The following is a 21,142-nucleotide window of genomic DNA, read 5'->3' on the forward strand; positions in this document are numbered from 1 at the left end:
CTTTCGAAAAGCAAAATTTAGATAGTAAATTAGCTAATACATAATCGTAGTTGGAAAATCCAGAATTTCGTATCTGACATGATCGCTTTTTTAGAGTGAAGAGGATTAAGATCAGCGTGACCGTTTATAAAAGGGGCTGGGACCACTTCCGCACGCAGGCGTTTACCTCGAATTTCGACCTCTAACGGTGTAGATAGGGTGCTAAAACGACTGTCCACCAGGGCTAGCCCCAAATTACGCTTCAAGGTGGGCGATTGAGTCCCCGTTGTGACCTCACCAATGTGTTGGCCTTCCGCGAAGACTGGATAATGAGCGCGCGGGATACCGCGGTCAATCATTTCCAGCCCGATCAACTTGCGAGGAATTCCTTGTTCTTTCTGGTGTTGCAGTGCTTCTCTGCCGATAAAATCTCCTTTATTCAGCTTGACGAAGAAACCTAAACCAGCCTCAAGCGGTGAAATGGTGGCAGATAACTCTTGTCCGTACAGCGGCAGCCGTGCCTCAAACCGCAGTGTATCGCGAGCACCAAGCCCAGCGGGAATTAGCCCATACGATTCACCGCAACGAAGCAAACCATTCCACACGGCGGGTGCTTCCTCAGCAGGTATATAAAATTCAAAACCGTCTTCCCCGGTATATCCGGTTCGGGAGACGAGTGCTTTTGCTCCGAACAATTGCACGTTCTCATGGAATCGGAAAGATGCCAGATTCGTAATATCTGCATCTGTCACGGCTGCGGCAATATGTGCTGCTTCCGGTCCTTGTAATGCCAGCAATGCGATCGCATCAGACACATTCTCCAGATGAACCGATGCAGGTACGTGGCGCATGAGCCAATCCCAATCTTTGTCGATGTTGGAGGCATTCACAACGAGCATGTAGCGCTCTGGTCCTTTGCAGTATACAAGCAAGTCATCCACTACGCCTCCATCGGGGTAACACAGGAGTGAATATTGTGCCTGGCCCGGTTCCAACTGGCTGACATCATTCGTGGTTACCCATTGCAAAAAAGCCTCGGCTTCTTTGCCCTCAACCAAAAACTCGCCCATGTGCGAGACATCGAATAAACCCGCGCGTTGCCGGACGGCCTCATGCTCTTTTTGGATGCCGCTAAACTGAACGGGAAGCTCCCACCCGCCAAAGTCAATACAACGAACCCCGGGCTGCGTCCCGTAGGACGAAAATAATGGTGTTCTTCGCAAATTAGACATTTTTTCACTCCTATCCAGTGTAATCGGCTAAACAAAAAAGACAGGCTGAAAGAAACGTATAGACGGCAGTCCATACTCTTCTTTCAGCTCTGTCCTTGATACCAGAAAGTTACCCCGGTGTGAACCAGGTTTCCCCTTGGGTGATCCGCTCTAATCGCGAATGCTCTCCAGAGATGCGTCCGGCAGAGGTCCTTTTGCCTGAGAGATTCACCTGCAATGCAAGTTTACTCCTTCGGCGCTACCTTTTGGATCAACGGTAGGTTACCCGGTTTTGCAGGTAACAACTTGATCCGAGTTCGCGTGCACAACTGTCTCAGAAACGACAACAGCTATGCGAATCTTTTGGGTAGTCTCTCCCTCCGCGTTCATCCGCGTTTGCAGTTGTCGGGGTATTTCCAAAAGCATTTGCTATAACCCATTAATACGCAAATTCATTCAAAATGTCAATAAAAATGTCATATAAAACAATCCAAAAAACATTTAATGTATAAATAAGGATATGTAAGCGTTTGTTACAAGTTATCATTTTTTAATATTCTATGCTATATGAGATAACATGAAGTATTTTTGTTAGTATTATTGACATGAGTGTTCATGTTGTCATAATCTTAACCTGTCTAATACAGGTGATTAAAAGCATTTTATTCATGTGGAAGTGAGGCGAAAGCAGGATGAGTGAAGTGAAACGGGAACTTTGGTATACAGACGAACATGAGTGGGTTCAGCGCACAGCAGACGGGACGTTGCGGATCGGCATTACAGACTTTGCACAGCATCAACTGGGTGATATTGTTTTTGTGGAATTACCTGGGGCGGGAGCAACGATTGAACAGGGGGCAGAGATTGGTACAATTGAATCGGTGAAGACCGTATCCGACCTTTTTGCTCCGGTGGCGGGAACCGTATTGAAAGTAAATGAAGCTCTGGAAAGCACACCTGAGCTGGTGAATGAATCTCCCTATGAAAAGGGTTGGATGATTGAAGTAGAGATGGGCAATGATGTCGAGGAAGCTCTGAGCAAGCTGCTGTCTGCGGATCAGTACGAGCAGTTGATTTCGGATGAACAATAATGAGCAATATAAGATGGAATATTAGCGCTTTATTCTAAATTTTTATATGGATATTGAATTGAATAAAAGCATCGTTAGTCCGCTCGTTTTGTGTATATAATAGTCGCTATGATCTGACATGGCGGCTATTTTTTTGTTGTCTTTTAGAAGGCGTAATTACGTCGATTATTAGATTTAGAGGTGAGCTCCTCTACATAAGGTGCAGATTTACAGCACTGTTTTTTCGACTAATTTCTATTGTTATCGTTCATATTAAGAAGAATTATGCAGGTATAATACGTTATTTTAAATTTAAATATTGTCATCAACGTTCATGACGAAAGTACGTTTTCATTTCGTTGATGAAGATAGCGCTGTCATTTAGTATGAATTTTAAGAAAAGGTAGTGATGCTATTTACTCACAAGGAGGATATGAATATGAGCACAGTGGACACAAAGTCCAGTCCAAACGGTGGCGCTCGTGTCGCCGTACAACGTTTTGGCCGTTTTCTCAGCGGTATGGTGATGCCGAATATGGGAGCCTTTATTGCGTGGGGATTAATTACAGCACTCTTTATTCCGACCGGGTGGTTCCCGAACGAGGGTTTTGCACAACTGGTTGATCCGATGAAAAATTATTTGCTGCCGCTGCTGATCGGTTACACAGGAGGCACGATGATTCACGGACAGCGCGGAGGTGTGATCGGTGCCATTATGACGATGGGTGTCATTGTGGGGGCCGATATCCCGATGTTCCTGGGTGCGATGGTAGCTGGTCCGCTGGCTGCATGGATATTGAAGAAGTTCGATAAGGCCATTGAAGGCAAAGTCAGATCAGGCTTTGAAATGCTGGTCAATAATTTCTCGGCTGGGATTATCGGTGCCATTCTAGCACTGCTAGCGCATGTAGCGATCGGTCCGGTCGTTCAAACCATCAGCCAAGTATTGTCGACAGGGGTACAGTTTCTCGTAAATGCAGGGCTCTTGCCGCTTGTCAACCTCATTATTGAGCCCGGAAAAGTATTATTTCTTAACAACGCATTGAATCACGGAGTATTGAGCCCGATTGCGTTGGAGGAAGCTGCAAGAACAGGAAAATCCGTTTTGTTCATGCTTGAATCCAATCCTGGTCCGGGGCTCGGCATTTTGCTGGCCTATTGCCTGTTCGGTAAAGGCTCTGCGAAGTCGTCTGCTCCTGGTGCAGTTATCATTCATTTTTTCGGCGGGATTCATGAAATTTATTTCCCTTACATTTTGATGAAGCCGATTCTAATTCTCGCTGCTATAGCAGGGGGCGTTGTGGGAACCTTCTGTTTTATGTTGACAGGTGCCGGACTGGTTGCTGCTCCTTCACCAGGCAGTATCATTGCTTATTTCCTGATGACACCAAAAGGCGGGTATTTGCCGATGCTGAGCGGTGTAATCGCTGCTGCAGTCGTATCCTTTGCTGTTGCCGCAGTATTGCTCAAGACAGGTAAGCAAAAGGAAGAGGGGCTGGAGGAAGCTGCATCCCGCCTGAAAGATATGAAAAATCAAAGCAAGGGTGCAAGTGCTAACGCCACTGTAATGGAAGATAACCACGCATCTGATCGTGCTGCTGAGATTGCCGGAGATCGAATGCTCAAGGATAAATCCGAAGTGAACAAAATTGTCTTTTCCTGTGATGCAGGTATGGGTTCAAGTGCCATGGGAGCTTCAATTTTACGCAAAAAAATGAAACAGGCGGGCGTGGGCGTTACGGTAACGAATACGGCAATCAGTGAAATTCCACAGGATGCAGACATTGTCATTACGCAAAAAACATTAACAGACCGGGCTAAAACGGTAGCCCCGAATGCTGAGCACATTTCCATTGACAATTTTCTGAAAAGCCCTGAATACGAAGCGCTGGTTGACCGTCTGAAATCCGACTCTTAATCCCTATAAAGTCAGCCGTCTGTGTACAGTTTGTATTTCCTGCTGAAAGGGAATAGAGCTTGGGAAGGAACGGTATGCGCTTATGAATATTACGAAACGACAATCTGACATCGTGGAGTATCTTTTGGAGCAGCCCCATGAGGTTACGGCCGGAGAAATTGCCGAGAAGATTAATGTCAGCACAAGGACGGTCCATCGGGAACTTGGCGCAGTCGAGTGCTGGTTGGCGGCTCATGAGGTAAAGCTGGAGAAAAAATCAGGGATCGGTATCTATGTGGATGCCGACCCGAATCAGCTTGCAAGTCTACGGGAGCAGTTGCTGCAAACGAAGTCAGACGATTACTCGGCTGAGGAGAGAAAGATTGTAGTGCTGTGCATGCTGCTGGATACACAGGAGCCGATCAAGTTACTGGCGCTGGCATCGGATTTGAAAGTCACAGTAACTACGGTCAGTCATGATCTGGACGAATTACGAGGCTGGATTGCAGATCGAGGGCTCGTGCTAGTGCGCAGACGGGGATACGGTGTCGAGATTACAGGACGGGAGATAGACAAAAGACGGGCGATTTCTGAGCTGGCTCTCGAATATTTGGATGAATCGGCTCTGTTTTCCGGTCGTGAGGAGCTTCGTCCGGTGACACGTGTCACTGAAAAGTTGCTGGAGATGATGGGCAGGGAGAACTTGCTAACCGTGGAGAACGCCCTCTGGCAGCCTCATGATCAATGGCTGAAAAACATGGTGGAAAGCAAATATATGGAGTTGCTGATTCAAATTTGCGTGTCACTGGCACGTCTACGACTCGGGTACGTTGTAGATCATCGTCTCTCGTATTCGAAAACAGATTCAGAGGAGAATATCATGCTGCGCACAGCTATGGTGGAACGCATATGTGGAGAATTGTCAGCAGCGCTGGATATTGAGTTTCCAGAATCGGAGCGATGTTATTTCGGGCTGCTGTTCCGTGATGCTGAGGATCATTCCACCCGCTTGCTGCCACTGGATGATCTTGTACTGCTGGAGTCGGTTCATGAGTTGATTCGTCGTGTGGAGGCAGAGACTGGCACACCACTTGCAGAGGACCGCGTTCTGCGTGAAGGGCTGATTGCCCATATGACTCCAGTATTCAAACGTTTGAGGGAAGGGAGGTCCATCCGCAACCCCCTCCTTCAGCAAATCCGCAAGGATTACGGCAGTTTATTCGATTCGGTCAAAAAGGCTGCGGCGGATATGACCGAAATGGAAGTACCAGATGAAGAGATCGGATTTCTGGTCATGCATTTTGGCGCTTCGCTGGAGCGGCTGAGACAGTTGCAACGGGAGGTGCGGGCGATCGTAGTCTGCACGAGCGGGATTGGATCTTCCAGACTTCTGGCAACCAGACTGGCCAAGGAGCTGCCACAGATCAAAATCGTGGATAGGGCCTCATGGTACGAGGCGACGCGAATTCCCAAGGAGGATTATGATCTGATCATTTCGACAGTGGAGCTGCCGCTTGAACCGGATCGATATCTCAAAATCAGCCCGCTGCTAACGCAAGAGGAGAGTGACCGTCTGCGTCATTTCATCCAGCATATTACACTCAATCAACTCAATGACCATCGTCAGGAACAGGCTGTTCTGCCTAGTCAGGGCATGGAGTGGCTTACTGGTCTACGGAAAAGCCTTGAGGAGATTGTACACATTGTACAGCAATTTCAAGTATACCCGCTGGAAAATCAAGGGATGGATATGTCAGCCACTATAGAGGCTATCTGCATGTTGGAGGCAGTGCGGGGAAATGTCACAGAGCCTTCTGTTGTTGCTGAACAACTTGTAGAAAGAGAGCGTCAAGGGAGTCAGGTGATTTCTGATACCTCCGTTGCTTTGATTCATACGCGCAGTCCCTATGTTCGCCAGCCTTCGCTGACCTTGTATAGGCTGGCTGAGCCGCTGCTGGCGGATGTAGATGAGCAGGTAGAATGCGTTCTGCTGATGTTGGGACCTCGTGAGTTGCCGAAAGAAAGCTTGGAGGTATTGAGCGAGATTAGTGCATTACTGTTGCAGGAAGACATGATTACGCTACTGGAACACGGTAGCAGGGATCAGATTGCCAATTATATATCGAGTGAGCTGGCTGAATTTTTCCACAGTAAATTAGGGACAGGGAGGAATCTAACGTGAGTATTATGACGATAGACAAAATAAAAATGAACGCAACCGCCAAAGACAAATATGAGGCGATTCGTATGGCAGGACAAATTCTGCTGGATGCAGGACATATTACAAGTGAGTATATTGACAAGATGCTTGAACGCGAGGAGATCGTATCCACCTATATTGGGAACGGGCTGGCTATTCCACATGGTACCAAGGAATCCAAGACGCTTGTTCAATCCACTGGCATCTCCATCGTTCAGTTCCCGCAAGGCGTAGATTTCGGGGAAGAAAAAGCATACATGGTGATCGGTATTGCAGCCCAAGGCGGCGATCATATGGAGATTTTGACGAGTATCGCTGTGGTATGTGCGGAGGAAGAGAATATGGACAAACTTCGCAACGCAGTGGCTCCACAGGAAATTATAGATCTGTTCGAAAGTGAGCTGGAGTTATGAGAGCCGTTCACTTTGGAGCAGGAAATATCGGTCGTGGCTTTATTGGGCTGATTTTGTCGCGTGCAGGCTATGAGGTTGTCTTTTCAGATGTCAACGAGACCCTTGTATCTGAGTTACGCCGCCGCAAGCAGTATACGGTAGAGTTGGCGAATGACACGAAGGATACGGAGACAGTTACGAATGTAACCGCGATTGACGGCAGAGATGCATCGGCTGTAGCAGACGCGGTAGACCATGCTGATCTGGTCACGACCGCGGTAGGAGTTAGCATCCTCAGGCATATTGCAGCAGGTATTGCCGAGGGCATAGCGCGGCGGGTAGAGCGAGGGGCAGGCCCGCTGCATGTGATTGCTTGCGAAAATGCAATTGGAGGCAGCGCCCAACTGAAAGAGCATGTTTTTGCGCTACTGGATGAGGCGACTCGTGCCAAGGCAGAGGCTTCGGTTTATTTTCCCAATGCCGCTGTAGACCGGATTGTGCCGATTCAGCATCATGAGGACCCGTTGCATGTGCAGGTAGAGCCTTTTTACGAGTGGGTTGTGGATCGCTCGCAAATGGCTCCTGATCATCAAGAGATTGAAGGCATTCTTTACGTGCAGGATCTGGAGCCTTACATTGAACGCAAGCTGTTCACGGTGAATACGGGCCATTGCGTGGCAGCCTATATTGGTTATGTCGCAGGTTATGCCACGATCCAGGAGGCCATGAAGGATACCAAGGTGGTGGACTCCATACACGGGGCGCTGGAGGAAACAGGAGCGGTGCTTGTAAAGCGCTTCGGTTTGAATCAAGGGGAGCATAAGAAGTACATCGCTAAAATTTTGGATCGCTTCCGCAATCCTAATCTGACAGACGAGGTTACTCGGGTCGGACGTTCACCGCTGCGCAAGCTGTCTCCCAATGACCGTCTTGTACGTCCCGCGCTGCAAGCGCAGGAGTATGGTATCCCGACCGATCATCTGGCGTTGGGAATGGCTGCCGCCTGTAAATTTGATATTACAGAAGACCCCGAAGCGGTTGAGCTTCAGCAGGTGATTCGCAGCCAAGGGGTGAGTGAAGCGCTGACACGTTATACGTCCATACCTGCAGATGACCCGTTACATCGGCAGATATTGGAGCAATATGATATTATAAGTTCGTAAAACAACGCAATAACACGCACTTATTTTGATAATCCTCTTGAAGACAAAACATCTACATGAGCACAAAAGTGTTCTGTAGAGTTGAACTTCAAGAGGATTTTTATATGCGTGATTTACATCACATAACAACCTGACTAAATTATATATATTGATAATGATTATCATTATCTATAAAATATCATTAACAGTATATATATTAGGGGGATTACAGTGAAACCGATTTATATTACCTTAGGGTTTTTATTTTTGGCGCTTGGAGTGATTGGCGTAGTGGTGCCGTTGCTGCCGACTACACCGTTTCTGCTGCTGGCAACCTTTTTCTTTATGCGGGGGTCTGAAAGGATTCATCAGTGGTTTTCGAATACATCTTTGTACCATAAGTATCTGGAAAGTTTTGTACAAACCAGGTCGTTGAAGCTGTCTACAAAATTTACGTCATTGGGCTTAGCGTCAGCTATGCTCATTACAGGCTTTATCTTTACCCCCATTGTGTGGGGCAAGGCGCTCATCGTTTTGGTCATCCTGTTCAAATATTATTATTTTATATTCCGAGTCGGAACTGTGAGGGAAGGTAAGGCGGAAACTCCGTCTTCATCTGAAGCCGTCCCTACTCCGAAAAAAAGGTCTAAAATGGTCGACAGTCGTCTACTAGGCCTGGTGGAGCATTCTCGAAAATATATCATCTTGGGTGTGCTCGTACAGTGGATCGGTCTTTTAGGGAGTATAGCCGCCGTTTTGTCTATGGCCTTTGTGATGCAGCAAGCATGGGAAGGACAAGTAACTCGCCAGCTAATTCTATCCATGACAGTCATTGTTATTGCTGCCATTGCCGTTCGCTTCCTGAGTAATTACGCAGCCAGTATGTTGTCCTATCGGGCTTCAATCAATGCTAAAAAAACGCTGCGCTCGCAGATTTACAGCAAGCTGTTAAAGATGGGATCCTCTTATACGGATCATACCTCCACCTCAGGGGTTATTCAGGTTGCTGTAGAAGGGGTGGAGCAGCTTGAAACCTATTTTGGTAGATACATGCCTCAGCTATTTTATAGTCTGCTTGCACCTGTAACGTTGTTCATCACCCTCTCTTTTGTCAGCTTCAAAGCGGCTATCATTCTATTGATCTGCGTTCCCTTAATTCCAGTGTCCATTATTGTTATTATGCGGATGGCTAAAAAGCTGTTTCGGAAATATTGGGGCAGCTACGTCAATTTGGGCCACAGCTTTTTGGAAAATGTACAAGGTCTGACTACGCTCAAAATTTATGGGACAGATCAGAATAAACATCAGGAAATGAACACAGCGGCTGAGGATTTTCGCAAAATGACAATGAAAGTCCTGACCATGCAGTTAAACTCCGTAGCTGTCATGGATCTTATCGCATTTGGTGGTGCCGCCGCAGGTGTGCTGGTCGCGGTTAGCGAATATTCTTCGGGTCACATTGGCTTGGCGGGAGCGCTCATCATTGTGTTGCTGTCGGCAGAGTTTTTCATCCCGCTTCGTCTGCTCGGTTCCTACTTTCATATTGCCATGAACGGAATGGCAGCAAGTGACAAAATATTCGAAATGTTGAGTACAGAGGATCTTGTACAAGGACAACAAAGCATAGAAGCTACAGACATTCGATTGGAACGGGTAAATTTTGCTTACGACGAAAGAGATACCTTGCGTAATATAACCATGGACATTCCTCAAGGCAGCTTCGTTTCCATTGTTGGAGAATCAGGCTCAGGTAAAAGTACGGTAGCCGGATTGATCGTTGGACATCATGAGGGTTATCAAGGAAGCCTGACGATCGGAGGAACCGAACTGACCTTCATTTCGGAAGAAAGCCGCATGCGTCATATGACCTGGATCGGTTTTAACAGCTATATTTTTAAAGGCACCGTCGAAGCAAATTTGAGAATGGGCAATGAGCACGCGGATGAGCTACAAATGCTGGAGGCGTTGCGGCAAGTGAAGCTGTATGATTTCATTCTCTCCGAGGGAGGATTGGAGGCAGAGATAGAGGAGCAGGGAGCGAATCTGTCAGGAGGACAGCGTCAACGTCTAGCACTGGCCAGAGCGTTGCTGCACGACAGTCATGTATATATTTTTGATGAGGCTACTTCTAACATTGACGTTGAGAGTGAGGAAGGAATCATGGAGGTCATACATGCACTGGCAGGTCAAAAAACAGTGATTCTCATCTCTCACAGACTGGAAAATGTGATCCAATCTGACTGTATTTATGTGCTGCAAAATGGTTTGGTGGCAGAATCCGGAACGCATCAGGAACTGTTGAGCAAGCAGGGACATTATGCGGAGATGTATCTCAGTCAGCATCGGATGGAACAGTTTGTAAAAGGGGGTGCAGTATATGCGTAGACCCGGTTTACGAATCATGGGTCAATTGTTGGTCTTGGCAGGACCTCTTTTACCTGTGCTGCTTATCACGATTGTTACAGGAGTGCTTGGCTTTGCTTGTGCTATTGGCATTATTGTGTACGGGGCCCTTGCCCTACTGACAGCAACAGGCATCACGACAGGATACAGCATGACATTTTTGCTGACTGCCATCGTGCTATGTGCTGTATTGCGCGGTGTATTTCGTTATGGCGAGCAAATGAGTGGTCATTATCTCGCTTTCAAGCTGCTGGCTGTGCTGCGAGACAAGGTGCTTCAAGCCTTGCGTAGATTGGCCCCAGCCAAGCTTGAAGGCAAGGACAAAGGGAATCTGATATCGCTGATTACAAGTGATATTGAGCTGCTGGAAGTATTTTATGCGCATACGATAGCGCCTGTTATGATTGGCATCATCACTTCACTGCTCATGGTATTTTTTATAGGTTCTTATGAGCCTTTACTAGGCTGGATCGCTGCGCTTGCTTACATAACCGTCGGTTTGTTTATTCCCCTACTTACGACACGTATGGGCAAGCGCCAAGGGATGGAATACCGGAGCAGCTTCGGCCAGCTGAGTAGTTATTTTTTGGACAGCTTACGCGGGATGAAGGAAATTGTTCAATATGGGCAAGGGGAACAACGATTAAATGAAATTAACCGTCGTACGGATCAGTTGGATGCCAAGCAGAAGGACTTGAAGCATCACGAAGGCATCACAAGAGCGATCACAGATGCGGCTGTAGTCGGATTTTCATTCTTGATGCTGCTAGCTGGATTGTATGGCATGTCTAAGGGGCAGATGGATTTTACAAGTATGCTGATTTCAGTCATTGCCCTGTTTAGTTCATTTGGTCCGGTGGTCGCGCTGAGCAATTTGTCTAACAATTTGCTTCAGACGCTGGCAAGCGGGGAACGAGTGCTGAGTCTGCTGGAGGAGACCCCGGAGGTAGAAGAAAATATGGATGGAATGACTGTTGGCTTTACTGGAGCGCAGATAGAAAAGGTGACTTTTGCATACGATGGTCAAACGGTGCTGAAGGACGTAAGTCTCACGATACCGCCCAAACGAATTATAGGTATTCAGGGTAAAAGCGGCTCCGGCAAGTCAACGTTGTTGAAGTTGCTGATGCGATTCAGGGACCCGCAACAAGGTGGAATTTTGCTATCTGAACACGATTTAAAGGACATTGAGACCCGACATTTGAGAAGCTTGCAAAGCTATGTCGATCAGCATACATTCCTGTTTGATGATTCCATTGCAGCTAATATCAAAATTGGAAAGCCTGATGCTACACATCAACAGGTTGTAGAAGCAGCCCGTAAGGCATCAGTGCACGATTTTATTATGACATTGCCTCAAGGATATGACAGCCGAGTTGGAGAGTTGGGGGACAGGCTGTCTGGTGGAGAACGTCAGCGCTTGGGACTGGCCAGAGCCTTTGTTCATGATGCGCCCCTCTTACTGCTGGACGAACCAACTAGCAATTTGGACAGTTTGAACGAAGCGATTATTTTAAAATCGTTAAAAGAACAGCAGCAAGATAAAACAATTATCCTTGTATCGCATCGAAGCTCTACCATGCGAATGGCTGACGAAATTTTTCAAATGGATAACCGCCGACTCTCCTGAAAATGGTACATGGTTTAGCATGCTTTTTTCAGTCTAGTCTATAAGTGATAAAAGCTAGAAAATAAATGTGATGCTTTGGAGGCGAAAGCTGTAGCCTGTTCATCATTTTGTCATAAAATGGAGTGTGCGCGTTGAAATGAGAGTGTCATCCTTATTTAAATCATCCAGCTTTTCAAGCTTGTCTTATTTTGATAGCCTATGAGGTGAGGATTTTGCAAATCCTGAGGTATATTGACAAGTCATAAACATCATAAATGATGGATGAACAGAGGCTATAAGCCGATGTATAGAAATGGGTGGTGAACAGGAATGTCTGATTTCAATCAGCTCAAGGGACTTGAGCACACAGCATATCCCATATATGAAGGCTATGATTTGGGTCTTACTTATACGCCTGCGGGCAGCAAATTTAAGGTATGGGCACCGACTGCACAGCAGGTTCATATCGCGTTGTATACCGACGCAGGGGTGTACGATCAGGAAGGAATCGTTCAGGAGCACGGCGGTGGTCAGGAATTTCTCATGAATCGTGATGGTCACGGAGTATGGTCTATAGAGCTGGAAGGCGACTGGAACAGATATTATTACATGTACAGGCTGGAGTGGGCGGACCACAGCATTCATTATGCTACCGATCCATATGCCAGAGCGGTATCAGCCAACGGGCAACGTACGGCTATCATTGATTTGGATCGAACGAACCCGGATGGATGGGAACAGGATGAGGGACCCGTACTTGAGCGTACGACAGATGCTATTATCTATGAGCTTCATGTGCGTGATTTTTCGATGGACCCCGATTTTAATACGGGTATAAAAGATTTATCTACTGCTCAGGGGCGGTTTGCAGCCTTTACGTATACGGGATTAATGGATTCCGAGGGTAACAGTGTCGGACTGGATCATTTGCTGGAGCTGGGCATTACACATGTTCATTTGCTTCCAGTGGCTGACTTTCATACGGTGAATGATTTTTCGGAATTAGGAACTGAATATAACTGGGGCTATGATCCGCAGCATTATAATGTGCCGGAGGGATCTTACTCTTCCAATCCAGCTGACCCGGAGATGCGTATACGAGAGCTGAAACGGCTGGTACAGTCTCTGCATACTGCTGGCATTGGTGTCATTATGGATGTTGTGTACAATCATACGTATTCGGTGGAAAAGGGTCCGTTTGAGCCGATTGTACCAGGATATTATTACCGTACGGATGAGCAAGGGAAGCTCACCAATGGATCAGGTGTAGGTAATGAACTGGCAACCGAACGTCCGATGGTGCGCAAGTATATCAAGGATTCACTACGCTATTGGGCAGAGGAATATCACATAGATGGCTTCCGGTTTGATTTGATGGCGTTAATTGATACACCGACTGTAGAGCAGCTTACCCGAGAGCTTCGCGCTGAAATACGTCCCGATCTGCTGATCTATGGTGAGCCTTGGACGGGTGGGGAGTCCCCGCAGCCTTTGCTTACATTAAAAGGAACGCAGCGGGATAAGGGCTTTGCCGTTTTTAACGACAATTACCGCTCTGCCATTAAGGGAGATAGCGACGGTACCGGGAATGGGTTTGCCACGGGGGCGGAAAATCAGGAGGAACGGGTACTTCAAGGTGCTTTTGGAGCTATCTATGATTTTACAGCTCATCCATCAGAGACCGTCAATTATGTAACGGCCCACGATAATCTCAATTTGTGGGATAAAATTTTGACGGTGAGACATGTGCGGGAGAACTGTCGTTTTCCGCAATGGGAGCAGGGGAACCCCAAAGATGGAAGGACAGCCGAACAAGCCGTAGCTGAAGCAGACCCGTATCAGGAACTGGATGAAAGTAACCTACTTGAAAACGAAACTGTACGTAAGTCTCTGTTGGCTAACGGCATGATTCTGACATCGCAAGGTATTCCTTTTATCCATGCAGGAGATGAACTGCTGCGTTCCAAATATGGAGACCATAACAGCTACCGAAGCTCTGATGTGGTAAACGCTATCCGGTGGAATAACAAGGCGAGGTTTCGATCCGTGTTTGACTACTACCAGGGCTTAATTGCTTTGCGGCGCAGTCATCCGGCATTCCGTATGGATCAGCGTGAGCTGGTGGAGCAGCATATGGAAGTCCTGCAAAGCAGTGGGCATGTGGTGGCTTTTGCATTGAGGCATCATGCTAACGGCGATGCCTGGAATTATATTGTGGTGATTTATAACGGTTCGGATACAGAGCAGACAATATCATTGCCTGCGGAATCGGATCGTTGGCATGTGGTCGTGGATGCACACGGGGCCGGGAATGAGACACGCTATGAAGTGGTAGGCCATCGTGTGACTGTATCGCGCTGGTCGATGATGGTGTTGTATGATCAGGCTGGACCTCCCCAAGCCTCCTTTTTGACTGAGCAAGATCAAGCTAACGAGCAAGTGGATAACGAAACGAAGGGCTTAGATGAGGGGACGAATCAAGAGATTGCAGGTACAGCAATGACAGATGCCCAGCGAGGAAACGATAGAGCGGTTATTCCGTTTCGTACGATTGAACTGATCTACGAGCGTGCAGACCGGCAATACTCTGGCTGGAATGTGTGGGTATGGGGCACCGGACACCAGGACGGACATGTTGAATTTCACGATTGGGATGATGGTCGGGCAGTAGCCCGCATTCGGGTGGCTCCTGATGTACAGCGAATTGGCTACATTGTCCGCCTGAATCACTGGGATGCCAAGGATGTGGAGGCAGATCGATATATTGATGTAGATCCGACCCAGTCTGTGATGCAGGTATTGATTCATAGTGGCAGAGAGGAATATTTATTACTGGTTAACGATAACCGGGCGGGATAGACTTGTATGCCTGGTTGCCATATATACACGAGAAATAGCATTTTTCGATCATTTCGAGAAATGCTATTTTTTTATGCAAATGTGCGTCAGTTTCAGAAAAAAGGGGTAAAATAGAATTATGGACTTGTTTAGTTTTGCCAGCTTGCTGGCTTATATTCTGTAGTACGACTGGTAAACAAGCAAGATTCTTGGAGGAAAATCATTTGTAAGGTAACCTGAAGGAGGTTGTATATCATGAGTTCTAATGGAGGAAGTATTCAACTAACCGCCCAGCCGAGAACAGAGAAGAAGGGTTCGGCCATTCGTGGATTGAGGTTAAAAGGACGGATTCCAGCTGTGGTTTACGGCTCTGAAATCGAGGGAACCCCTGTACATGTCGATGCCAAGGAATTTAATAAAGTAATCAGAACCGGACGTTCAGAGGTTTTTAATCTCACAGTAGAAGGCGGAGAAACGATTCCAGTCATTATTAAAGATTATCAACAGCGTGACAACCAATGGTTGCATGCCGACTTTTTGAAAATTTCCAAAAACAAACCGCTTCGCGTGCGTGTTTCGATTGATTATCAGGGTACGCCTGTAGGTACAAAATCAGGCGGTATTCTGCAAGTTCAAGAAACAGAAGTCGAGGTTGAAGGTTTGCCTTCTGACTTGCCGTCCACTATTGAAGTGGATGTATCCGCACTGGATATTGGCGACAAGCTGAGCGCAAGCGACTTGAAGCTTCCTAAAGGCGTGACGCTGCATGTCTCTGAAGAGGAGTTGCTGGCATCCGTGATCGTTCCGCGTGCAGTCGAAGTAGAGAATGCTGCTGTGGAAGGTGATGCAGCGGCAACTGAAGGTGCTGAAGAGGCTTCCGAAAACAAGGAATCTTAATGGATTCAGCAGGCACATTAAACGTTTGCTAATTAAAGAAAATGATTAAACTGTGAATTAAAACCGTTCCCTGTTAGAGGGGCGGTTTTTGTCTTTAAAGTACGACCATCATTCAATACGCGTTCTGATATGACGATATATATAGTATGGTATTTACATTTTTATTTTATAAATACCTAATATATCTCTAAGGAGCGCGTACACAATCATGGACAGAACGAATGAATTGTTGTGGCAAAGAAACAAATTGGTGATCATTATTTTTTGGATTATGACTTTGAGCAGCATCATCCCGGCAGTATCTAATCCCTCGATGTGGATATCTAGCGGTGTAGGATTAGTAGTCGCGGCAGTTTTGACGATTCTGAATATACAAAAGATAGGAATCCGGCTTATTCCTTGGATTATTACATTTTATAGTGCATTAATATGTATATTTGTGAACTTATCTAGTGTGGAGGTAGTGACTACGATCTTTATTTGTTCATTGTTGCTACTCTACCCATCTTATCCATATTTTCTGGTAGCTATGACTTTAAATTTATGTAATATTTTTATACAAATTACGATCGGTACGCCTGCAACTCTGCCAGCTACCGGTTCTTTGCGTTATGTACATGAATTTATTATTGTAGGGCTGATTGGGTTACTATTGTTAGTGGTATCGGTGTTAAACCAAAAGCAGTTTAAGATAACGGAGGAACAAAATAAAAATATGGATGCCACAAGGCAACGTATTGAATTTCTATTTGAGCAAGTGAGGCAAGCTGTAGCGGGATTACATAGCTTTACAGAACGATTCAGGAATCAAGTGGATGCTACAGGCAACGTGACGAATGAAGTCGCTATCGGGTTTCAGGAGGTTGCCAAAGGGGTAGAAATGCAAGCTTCGAATATCACTGAGGTAACCGATAACTTGGCTCAGTCTGATCGGCACGTGCGCGAGGTTGCCGATCATTCCCGAGAGCTGAAGCAGCTCTCCGAAGATACGAAAAATGCCGGGGGTAGAGGGAGCAGTCAACTACTTGCACTAACATCTCAAATTAAGGATTTGGGTCGGGTGATGAGTCGTACCAAAGAAGAATTAGATGAGTTTAAAGTGCAGAGTGACAATATGTCTTCCATGCTTAAAGATATTACTCAAATCTCAAAGCAAACCAATTTGCTGTCCTTGAATGCATCCATTGAGGCTGCCAGAGCAGGAGAGCATGGGAAAGGATTTGCGATTGTGGCTGGAGAAGTGCGTAATTTGGCTGAAATGGTTGGAAACACCTCAGTGGCGATGGAAGGTATTTTGGAGCAGCTGAGAACTCAGATGGATTCTGTTGTAAGTCAATTTGACATGGGACAGGAAAGATTACAGCAAAGCATGGAGTCGGCACATTCGACCGAAATTGTACTGGAAGATATCCTGCAAAATGCCAATAAAGTATTGGTGCAGGCTGTGGAGGTAGAGTCCAGTACGAATAGTATGCAACAATTTTCGTCTCAGGTCGTTCAAGAGATGATGGAATTTTCCAGTGTGACAGAACAAGCAAGTGCAGCGTCTGAACAAATTTTGGCTGGAGTAGAAGAGCAGCAAAATATAACCTCCAATATGGTGGCGGGATTTAGTGAGCTGGAGGCATTGATTATTCAGTTGAAAGAGCTGGTCCATGATCAGAATGAGAACAACAGCTCTAGTGAAATCGGCAAAAGTAAATAACCGAAAAGCATCATCATCGGACTAGAGATCCGGGGCTTATCGCTAACAAGCGGTATCCCCGGTTTTTTACTTCTTATTGGGAAGAAGGGAATGAAGTGGGAAGTTTTAGAAGCTATAATTAGATGGAAGTTGATGGTATAATTTGTGGCAGTTTAAATGCTTTGGAACAAGGGGGAATGACGATGATGATGGGAAAGCAAGCACCTAAATTAAAAGCAGGAGACGAGATACGCATTCTTTCGCCATCCCGAAGCTTGTCTATTGTTTCTGAGGAAAATCGACTGATTGCTCAGAGTAGACTGGAGGCGCTTGGGTTTAAAGTGAGCTTTTCACAGCATGTGCTGGAAAACGATGACTTTGCATCTTCTTCGATAGAGTCTAGAGTAGCTGACTTGCACGAAGCTTTTGTCGATCCAAAGGTAAAGGGCATTCTGACCTCAATTGGGGGCTATAATGCCAATCAGCTTCTAGCCCATCTGGATTATGATCTGATCGGCGCTCATCCTAAACGATTATGTGGCTATTCGGATATAACGGCGTTAAGCCATGCGATTTATGCCAGAACAGGGCTTATCACGTATGCAGGACCTCACTTTTTGACGTTCGCCATGTTGCGAGGAAATGAATATACGACGACTTATTTCCAAAGGTTAATGTTGGAAGAGGGTAGCATTCAAATCCAATCGTCGCCAGAGTGGAGTGACGATGCTTGGTATCAGGATCAGGATCAAAGAAGCTTTCACCGCAATGCGGGTCCATATGCGATTCATGAAGGCGAAGCAGAGGGTACGATTGTGGGCGGAAACTTGTGTACTCTGAATTTGTTACAGGGAACCCCATACATGCCAAGTCTAAAAGGAACCATAGTGTTTGTTGAGGATGATTACGAAAGCTCTCCCGCTACATTTGACCGGGATTTGCAATCATTGTTGCACCAGCCTGAATTTGATCAGGTTAAAGGAATCATCATAGGTCGATTTCAGAAGGCTTCGCATATGACAGAAGAATTGCTGCGGCAAATCATTCGTTCGAAAAGAGAATTGGCATCTATTCCTGTGATTGCAGATGTCGATTTTGGTCATACCACGCCGCAGTTTACATATCCGATTGGCGGGAAGGTGCTTATTCGTGCCCGTAATGGCAGGGTAGGAATTGAAATATGTGAATAATGGGTTTTTATTTGGGAGGAACGCATGTGAACGCCTTGCTGGAAATGCTGATGCAGCTCTTTGAGCGCGCAGCATTGTTGCTGATTTGTTTGTTTTTTATTACACGTATCCCCCGATTTAAGGAAACCTTGCAGAAGAACAGTCATTCTCCGGCAGAGCTGACTTTACTAACATTGATTTTCTGTATGTTTGCCCTGTTTGGTACCTACACCGGGATTGAAGTTGAAGGCTCGCTGGTTAACGTTCGAATCATTGCAATTATGGCGGGCGGTATTTTGTTCGGACCCTGGGTTGGGATCATTACAGGTATTGTATCGGGGATCCATCGTTATCTAATTGATATCGGGGGAGTGACCTCGATTCCGTGTTTGATTACAAGTATTCTGGCAGGTGTGGTGTCAGGATATATCGGCCGCCGGGTCAATCGTTCCAAGAGATGGCTGGTCGGCATCGCTGCAGGTATGGTCTGTGAAGCGTTGACGATGCTGCTCATTCTGGTAATGGCAGAACCTCACGGCCTTGGTGTGGACATCGTTTCCAAGATCGGTCTACCGATGATTATCGGAGAGGTCAGTATCGGTTTAATCGTTCTATTGATCCAAAGTGTAGAGGGGGAAAAGGAGAATATCGCAGCAAGACAGGCCAAGCTGGCATTGGATATTGCCAACAAGACGTTGCCTTATTTTCGTTCGATTAATGCGGAATCCTTGCATACGATTTGCTCGATTATAAAAGAAGACATCAAGGCAGACGCGGTGGCGATTACGGATACCCGAGATGTACTGGCTTACGTCGGATTTGGCGAAGAACGCTATCATATCGGGGATGAAATTATTAGCGATGTGACTAAATCGACGATCCGCAGTGGTAAAATCACGATCCGCAACCATATTGCTGACGACAAAACGCCCCAAATCCAGTCTCTGCTCATTATCCCGTTAGAGGAGCGGGGAGAAGTAACCGGAACCCTAAAGATTTACTACCGAAAAGCTTATAAAATCACGTATCCGTTGCAGACGATGGCGATTGGCTTGTCTCAGATCATTTCTACGTTAATGGAAGTGTCGCGTGTGGAGCAAATTAAGGAAGCGGCGAATAAGGCCGAGTTAAAGGCACTCCAGACGAAGATCAACCCTCATTTTCTGTTCAACGCGTTGAATGCCATTGCCTCGACGACGCGCACCAAACCGGATAAGGCGCGAGAGCTGATTATTAATTTGTCAGGCTATCTGCGTTATAATTTGGAGCTGAATGATGATTTGATCGAAATTCACAAGGAGCTTCAACAGGTGTCGGATTACGTAGAAATTGAAAAAGCTCGCTTCGGCAATCGGCTTCAGGTGGAGTATGTAATGGATGAGGTGTCCGTGCGCATTCCGAGCCTAATTATCCAGCCCCTAGTTGAGAATGCGATTAATCATGGAATCCTCAAGAAAAAAGGGCCAGGTACAGTAACCATTTCTGTAAAAGACCGTGGCGAAAAGGTGCGTATTTCTGTAGCTGATACCGGGGTGGGTATACGGGACGATGTAGTGGATAACCTATATCATGATCAAGTTCCGGCTAAACAGATCGGCTTGTACAATGTGCACAGAAGACTCAAGCTGATGTACGGTGAAGGAGTCATTATTCTTAAACATGATCCGGGCACCGAAGTATATTTTGACATACCAAAGGAGAAGTCATGAAGGCCATAATTGTAGAAGACGAACTTCCGGCACGTGAAGAGCTGGAGTATCTTATTCAGACTCATAGCAGTATTGAGGTGACCGATAGTTTCGAGGATGGACTGGATGTATTCCGGTTTCTGCAAGATCAGGAGACGGATGCGATCTTTCTGGACATTAACATTCCTTCATTGGACGGGATGCTATTGGCACAGAACATTAGCAAATTTGCTAAAAAGCCCTATATTATTTTTACGACCGCCTATAAAGAACATGCGGCGCAGGCTTTTGAACTGGAGGCGTTCGACTACATTCTCAAGCCATATGATGAAAAACGGATCGCATCCATGCTGCATAAGCTCGAAAATGCTTATGAGCAGCGAAACGCTCAAATACAGGAACCTGTCCAGGCTGGGCAACCCCGAGCTGCTGAAACCAGTACCGTTGCTGCTCCGGGGCGTATTAATCTGCTGAAAAATGACAAAATTATCGTAACGGATGCAAACGATATTTACTATGCGTGTGCGCAGGAAAAGGTAACTCGTGTCTTTACAAGGCACGAAGAATATACGATGCCGATGAGCATTTCGGAATTTCATGCCCGGTTGCCGCAGCAGGACTTCTTTCGCTGTCACCGATCGTACACGGTTAATCTGTCGCAAATCCGTGAGATTGTACCCTGGTTCAATCATACGTATCTCCTGCGATTGCGTGGACTAGAAGCAGAAATTCCGGTGAGTCGTAGTAAGGCCAAGGAGTTTCGGCAAATTATGCGACTTTAAAGGCATTTCATTCCGCTATATGTGCATTTCATTCCTCAAACGATTTCTGGCTGACATGCAGGGTTATAATAACCGTGTAAACAGAATCCTTACAGAATTGCTCTTTCACAGGCGCAAAGCGTACTGGATTCACGGTTATCATCATAACAAATGGATGCTGTAGAGCCGGAATGAAAAGAGG

The 21,142-nt window shown here is 46.3% G+C and carries 14 protein-coding genes and 2 riboswitches; of the genes, 13 read left to right on the forward strand and 1 reads right to left on the reverse strand.

Annotated elements, in window-relative coordinates:
* Window positions 1-29: 29 nt before the first annotated feature.
* A complete protein-coding gene (gcvT, locus tag G7035_RS15105) occupies window positions 30-1,211 on the reverse strand; it encodes a glycine cleavage system aminomethyltransferase GcvT (RefSeq protein WP_230877308.1) in 1,182 nt (393 codons plus the stop codon).
* 79 nt (window positions 1,212-1,290) lie between these two features.
* A riboswitch (glycine riboswitch) is annotated at window positions 1,291-1,387 on the reverse strand.
* A 13-nt stretch (window positions 1,388-1,400) separates the two neighbouring features.
* A riboswitch (glycine riboswitch) is annotated at window positions 1,401-1,474 on the reverse strand.
* Window positions 1,475-1,882: 408 nt separating this feature from the next.
* On the opposite strand from gcvT, the gene gcvH reads away from it, so the two are divergent.
* From gcvH to G7035_RS15170, 13 genes are all read left to right on the forward strand, one after another.
* Entirely contained in the window at window positions 1,883-2,281 is a 399-nt protein-coding gene (gene gcvH, locus G7035_RS15110) for a glycine cleavage system protein GcvH (RefSeq protein WP_016819056.1), read from the forward strand.
* 418 nt (window positions 2,282-2,699) lie between these two features.
* Window positions 2,700-4,178 (forward strand): PTS mannitol transporter subunit IIBC, encoded by a 1,479-nt coding sequence (locus G7035_RS15115; protein WP_019688293.1) that lies wholly within the window; start codon window positions 2,700-2,702, stop codon window positions 4,176-4,178.
* A gap of 82 nt (window positions 4,179-4,260) precedes the next feature.
* A complete protein-coding gene (locus G7035_RS15120; protein WP_019688292.1) occupies window positions 4,261-6,339 on the forward strand; it encodes a BglG family transcription antiterminator in 2,079 nt (692 codons plus the stop codon).
* Window positions 6,336-6,770, forward strand: coding sequence for a PTS mannitol transporter subunit IIA (locus G7035_RS15125; protein ID WP_016819053.1), 435 nt, complete (start codon window positions 6,336-6,338; stop codon window positions 6,768-6,770). The genes G7035_RS15120 and G7035_RS15125 overlap by 4 nt, the downstream gene beginning before the upstream one ends.
* Window positions 6,767-7,912: a mannitol-1-phosphate 5-dehydrogenase gene (locus G7035_RS15130; RefSeq protein ID WP_019688291.1), complete on the forward strand. Its 1,146-nt coding sequence runs from the start codon at window positions 6,767-6,769 to the stop codon at window positions 7,910-7,912. Before G7035_RS15125 ends, G7035_RS15130 begins: the two co-directional genes overlap by 4 nt.
* 210 nt (window positions 7,913-8,122) lie before the next feature.
* Window positions 8,123-10,276 (forward strand): DUF454 family protein, encoded by a 2,154-nt coding sequence (locus tag G7035_RS15135; protein WP_019688290.1) that lies wholly within the window; start codon window positions 8,123-8,125, stop codon window positions 10,274-10,276.
* On the forward strand, window positions 10,269-11,924 hold the full coding sequence (cydC, locus tag G7035_RS15140; RefSeq protein WP_019688289.1) for a thiol reductant ABC exporter subunit CydC: 1,656 nt from the start codon (window positions 10,269-10,271) through the stop codon (window positions 11,922-11,924). The genes G7035_RS15135 and cydC overlap by 8 nt, the downstream gene beginning before the upstream one ends.
* 309 nt (window positions 11,925-12,233) lie before the next feature.
* Window positions 12,234-14,762: a type I pullulanase gene (gene pulA, locus G7035_RS15145; protein ID WP_019688288.1), complete on the forward strand. Its 2,529-nt coding sequence runs from the start codon at window positions 12,234-12,236 to the stop codon at window positions 14,760-14,762.
* Window positions 14,763-14,996: 234 nt separating this feature from the next.
* Window positions 14,997-15,638 (forward strand): 50S ribosomal protein L25, encoded by a 642-nt coding sequence (locus G7035_RS15150; protein ID WP_019688287.1) that lies wholly within the window; start codon window positions 14,997-14,999, stop codon window positions 15,636-15,638.
* A 208-nt stretch (window positions 15,639-15,846) separates the two neighbouring features.
* Window positions 15,847-17,343 carry a methyl-accepting chemotaxis protein gene (locus G7035_RS15155; protein ID WP_019688286.1) on the forward strand — a complete coding sequence of 499 codons (1,497 nt, stop codon included), beginning with the start codon at window positions 15,847-15,849 and terminating at the stop codon, window positions 17,341-17,343.
* A gap of 182 nt (window positions 17,344-17,525) precedes the next feature.
* The gene (locus G7035_RS15160) at window positions 17,526-18,512 is read left to right on the forward strand and encodes a S66 family peptidase (RefSeq protein ID WP_019688285.1); all 987 of its coding nucleotides are present in this window, start codon (window positions 17,526-17,528) and stop codon (window positions 18,510-18,512) included.
* 26 nt (window positions 18,513-18,538) lie between these two features.
* Window positions 18,539-20,200, forward strand: coding sequence for a sensor histidine kinase (locus tag G7035_RS15165; protein ID WP_016818665.1), 1,662 nt, complete (start codon window positions 18,539-18,541; stop codon window positions 20,198-20,200).
* Complete coding sequence (locus G7035_RS15170; protein ID WP_013372559.1) at window positions 20,197-20,961, forward strand: LytR/AlgR family response regulator transcription factor; 765 nt, start codon at window positions 20,197-20,199, stop codon at window positions 20,959-20,961. Before G7035_RS15165 ends, G7035_RS15170 begins: the two co-directional genes overlap by 4 nt.
* Window positions 20,962-21,142: the final 181 nt, after the last annotated feature.

The organism is Paenibacillus polymyxa (genome assembly GCF_015710975.1).
Lineage (GTDB): Bacteria > Bacillota > Bacilli > Paenibacillales > Paenibacillaceae > Paenibacillus > Paenibacillus polymyxa.

What these genes read in the sequence shown, in the direction of transcription:
- gcvH (WP_016819056.1), top strand. Translation starts at nt 1,883, where the DNA reads ATGAGTGAAGTGAAACGGGAACTTTGGTATACAGACGAACATGAGTGG.
- G7035_RS15170 (WP_013372559.1), top strand. Translation starts at nt 20,197, where the DNA reads ATGAAGGCCATAATTGTAGAAGACGAACTTCCGGCACGTGAAGAGCTG.
- G7035_RS15150 (WP_019688287.1), top strand. Translation starts at nt 14,997, where the DNA reads ATGAGTTCTAATGGAGGAAGTATTCAACTAACCGCCCAGCCGAGAACA.
- G7035_RS15160 (WP_019688285.1), top strand. Translation starts at nt 17,526, where the DNA reads ATGATGATGGGAAAGCAAGCACCTAAATTAAAAGCAGGAGACGAGATA.
- G7035_RS15155 (WP_019688286.1), top strand. Translation starts at nt 15,847, where the DNA reads ATGGACAGAACGAATGAATTGTTGTGGCAAAGAAACAAATTGGTGATC.
- cydC (WP_019688289.1), top strand. Translation starts at nt 10,269, where the DNA reads ATGCGTAGACCCGGTTTACGAATCATGGGTCAATTGTTGGTCTTGGCA.
- gcvT (WP_230877308.1), bottom strand. Translation starts at nt 1,211, where the DNA reads ATGTCTAATTTGCGAAGAACACCATTATTTTCGTCCTACGGGACGCAG.
- pulA (WP_019688288.1), top strand. Translation starts at nt 12,234, where the DNA reads ATGTCTGATTTCAATCAGCTCAAGGGACTTGAGCACACAGCATATCCC.
- G7035_RS15130 (WP_019688291.1), top strand. Translation starts at nt 6,767, where the DNA reads ATGAGAGCCGTTCACTTTGGAGCAGGAAATATCGGTCGTGGCTTTATT.
- G7035_RS15120 (WP_019688292.1), top strand. Translation starts at nt 4,261, where the DNA reads ATGAATATTACGAAACGACAATCTGACATCGTGGAGTATCTTTTGGAG.
- G7035_RS15115 (WP_019688293.1), top strand. Translation starts at nt 2,700, where the DNA reads ATGAGCACAGTGGACACAAAGTCCAGTCCAAACGGTGGCGCTCGTGTC.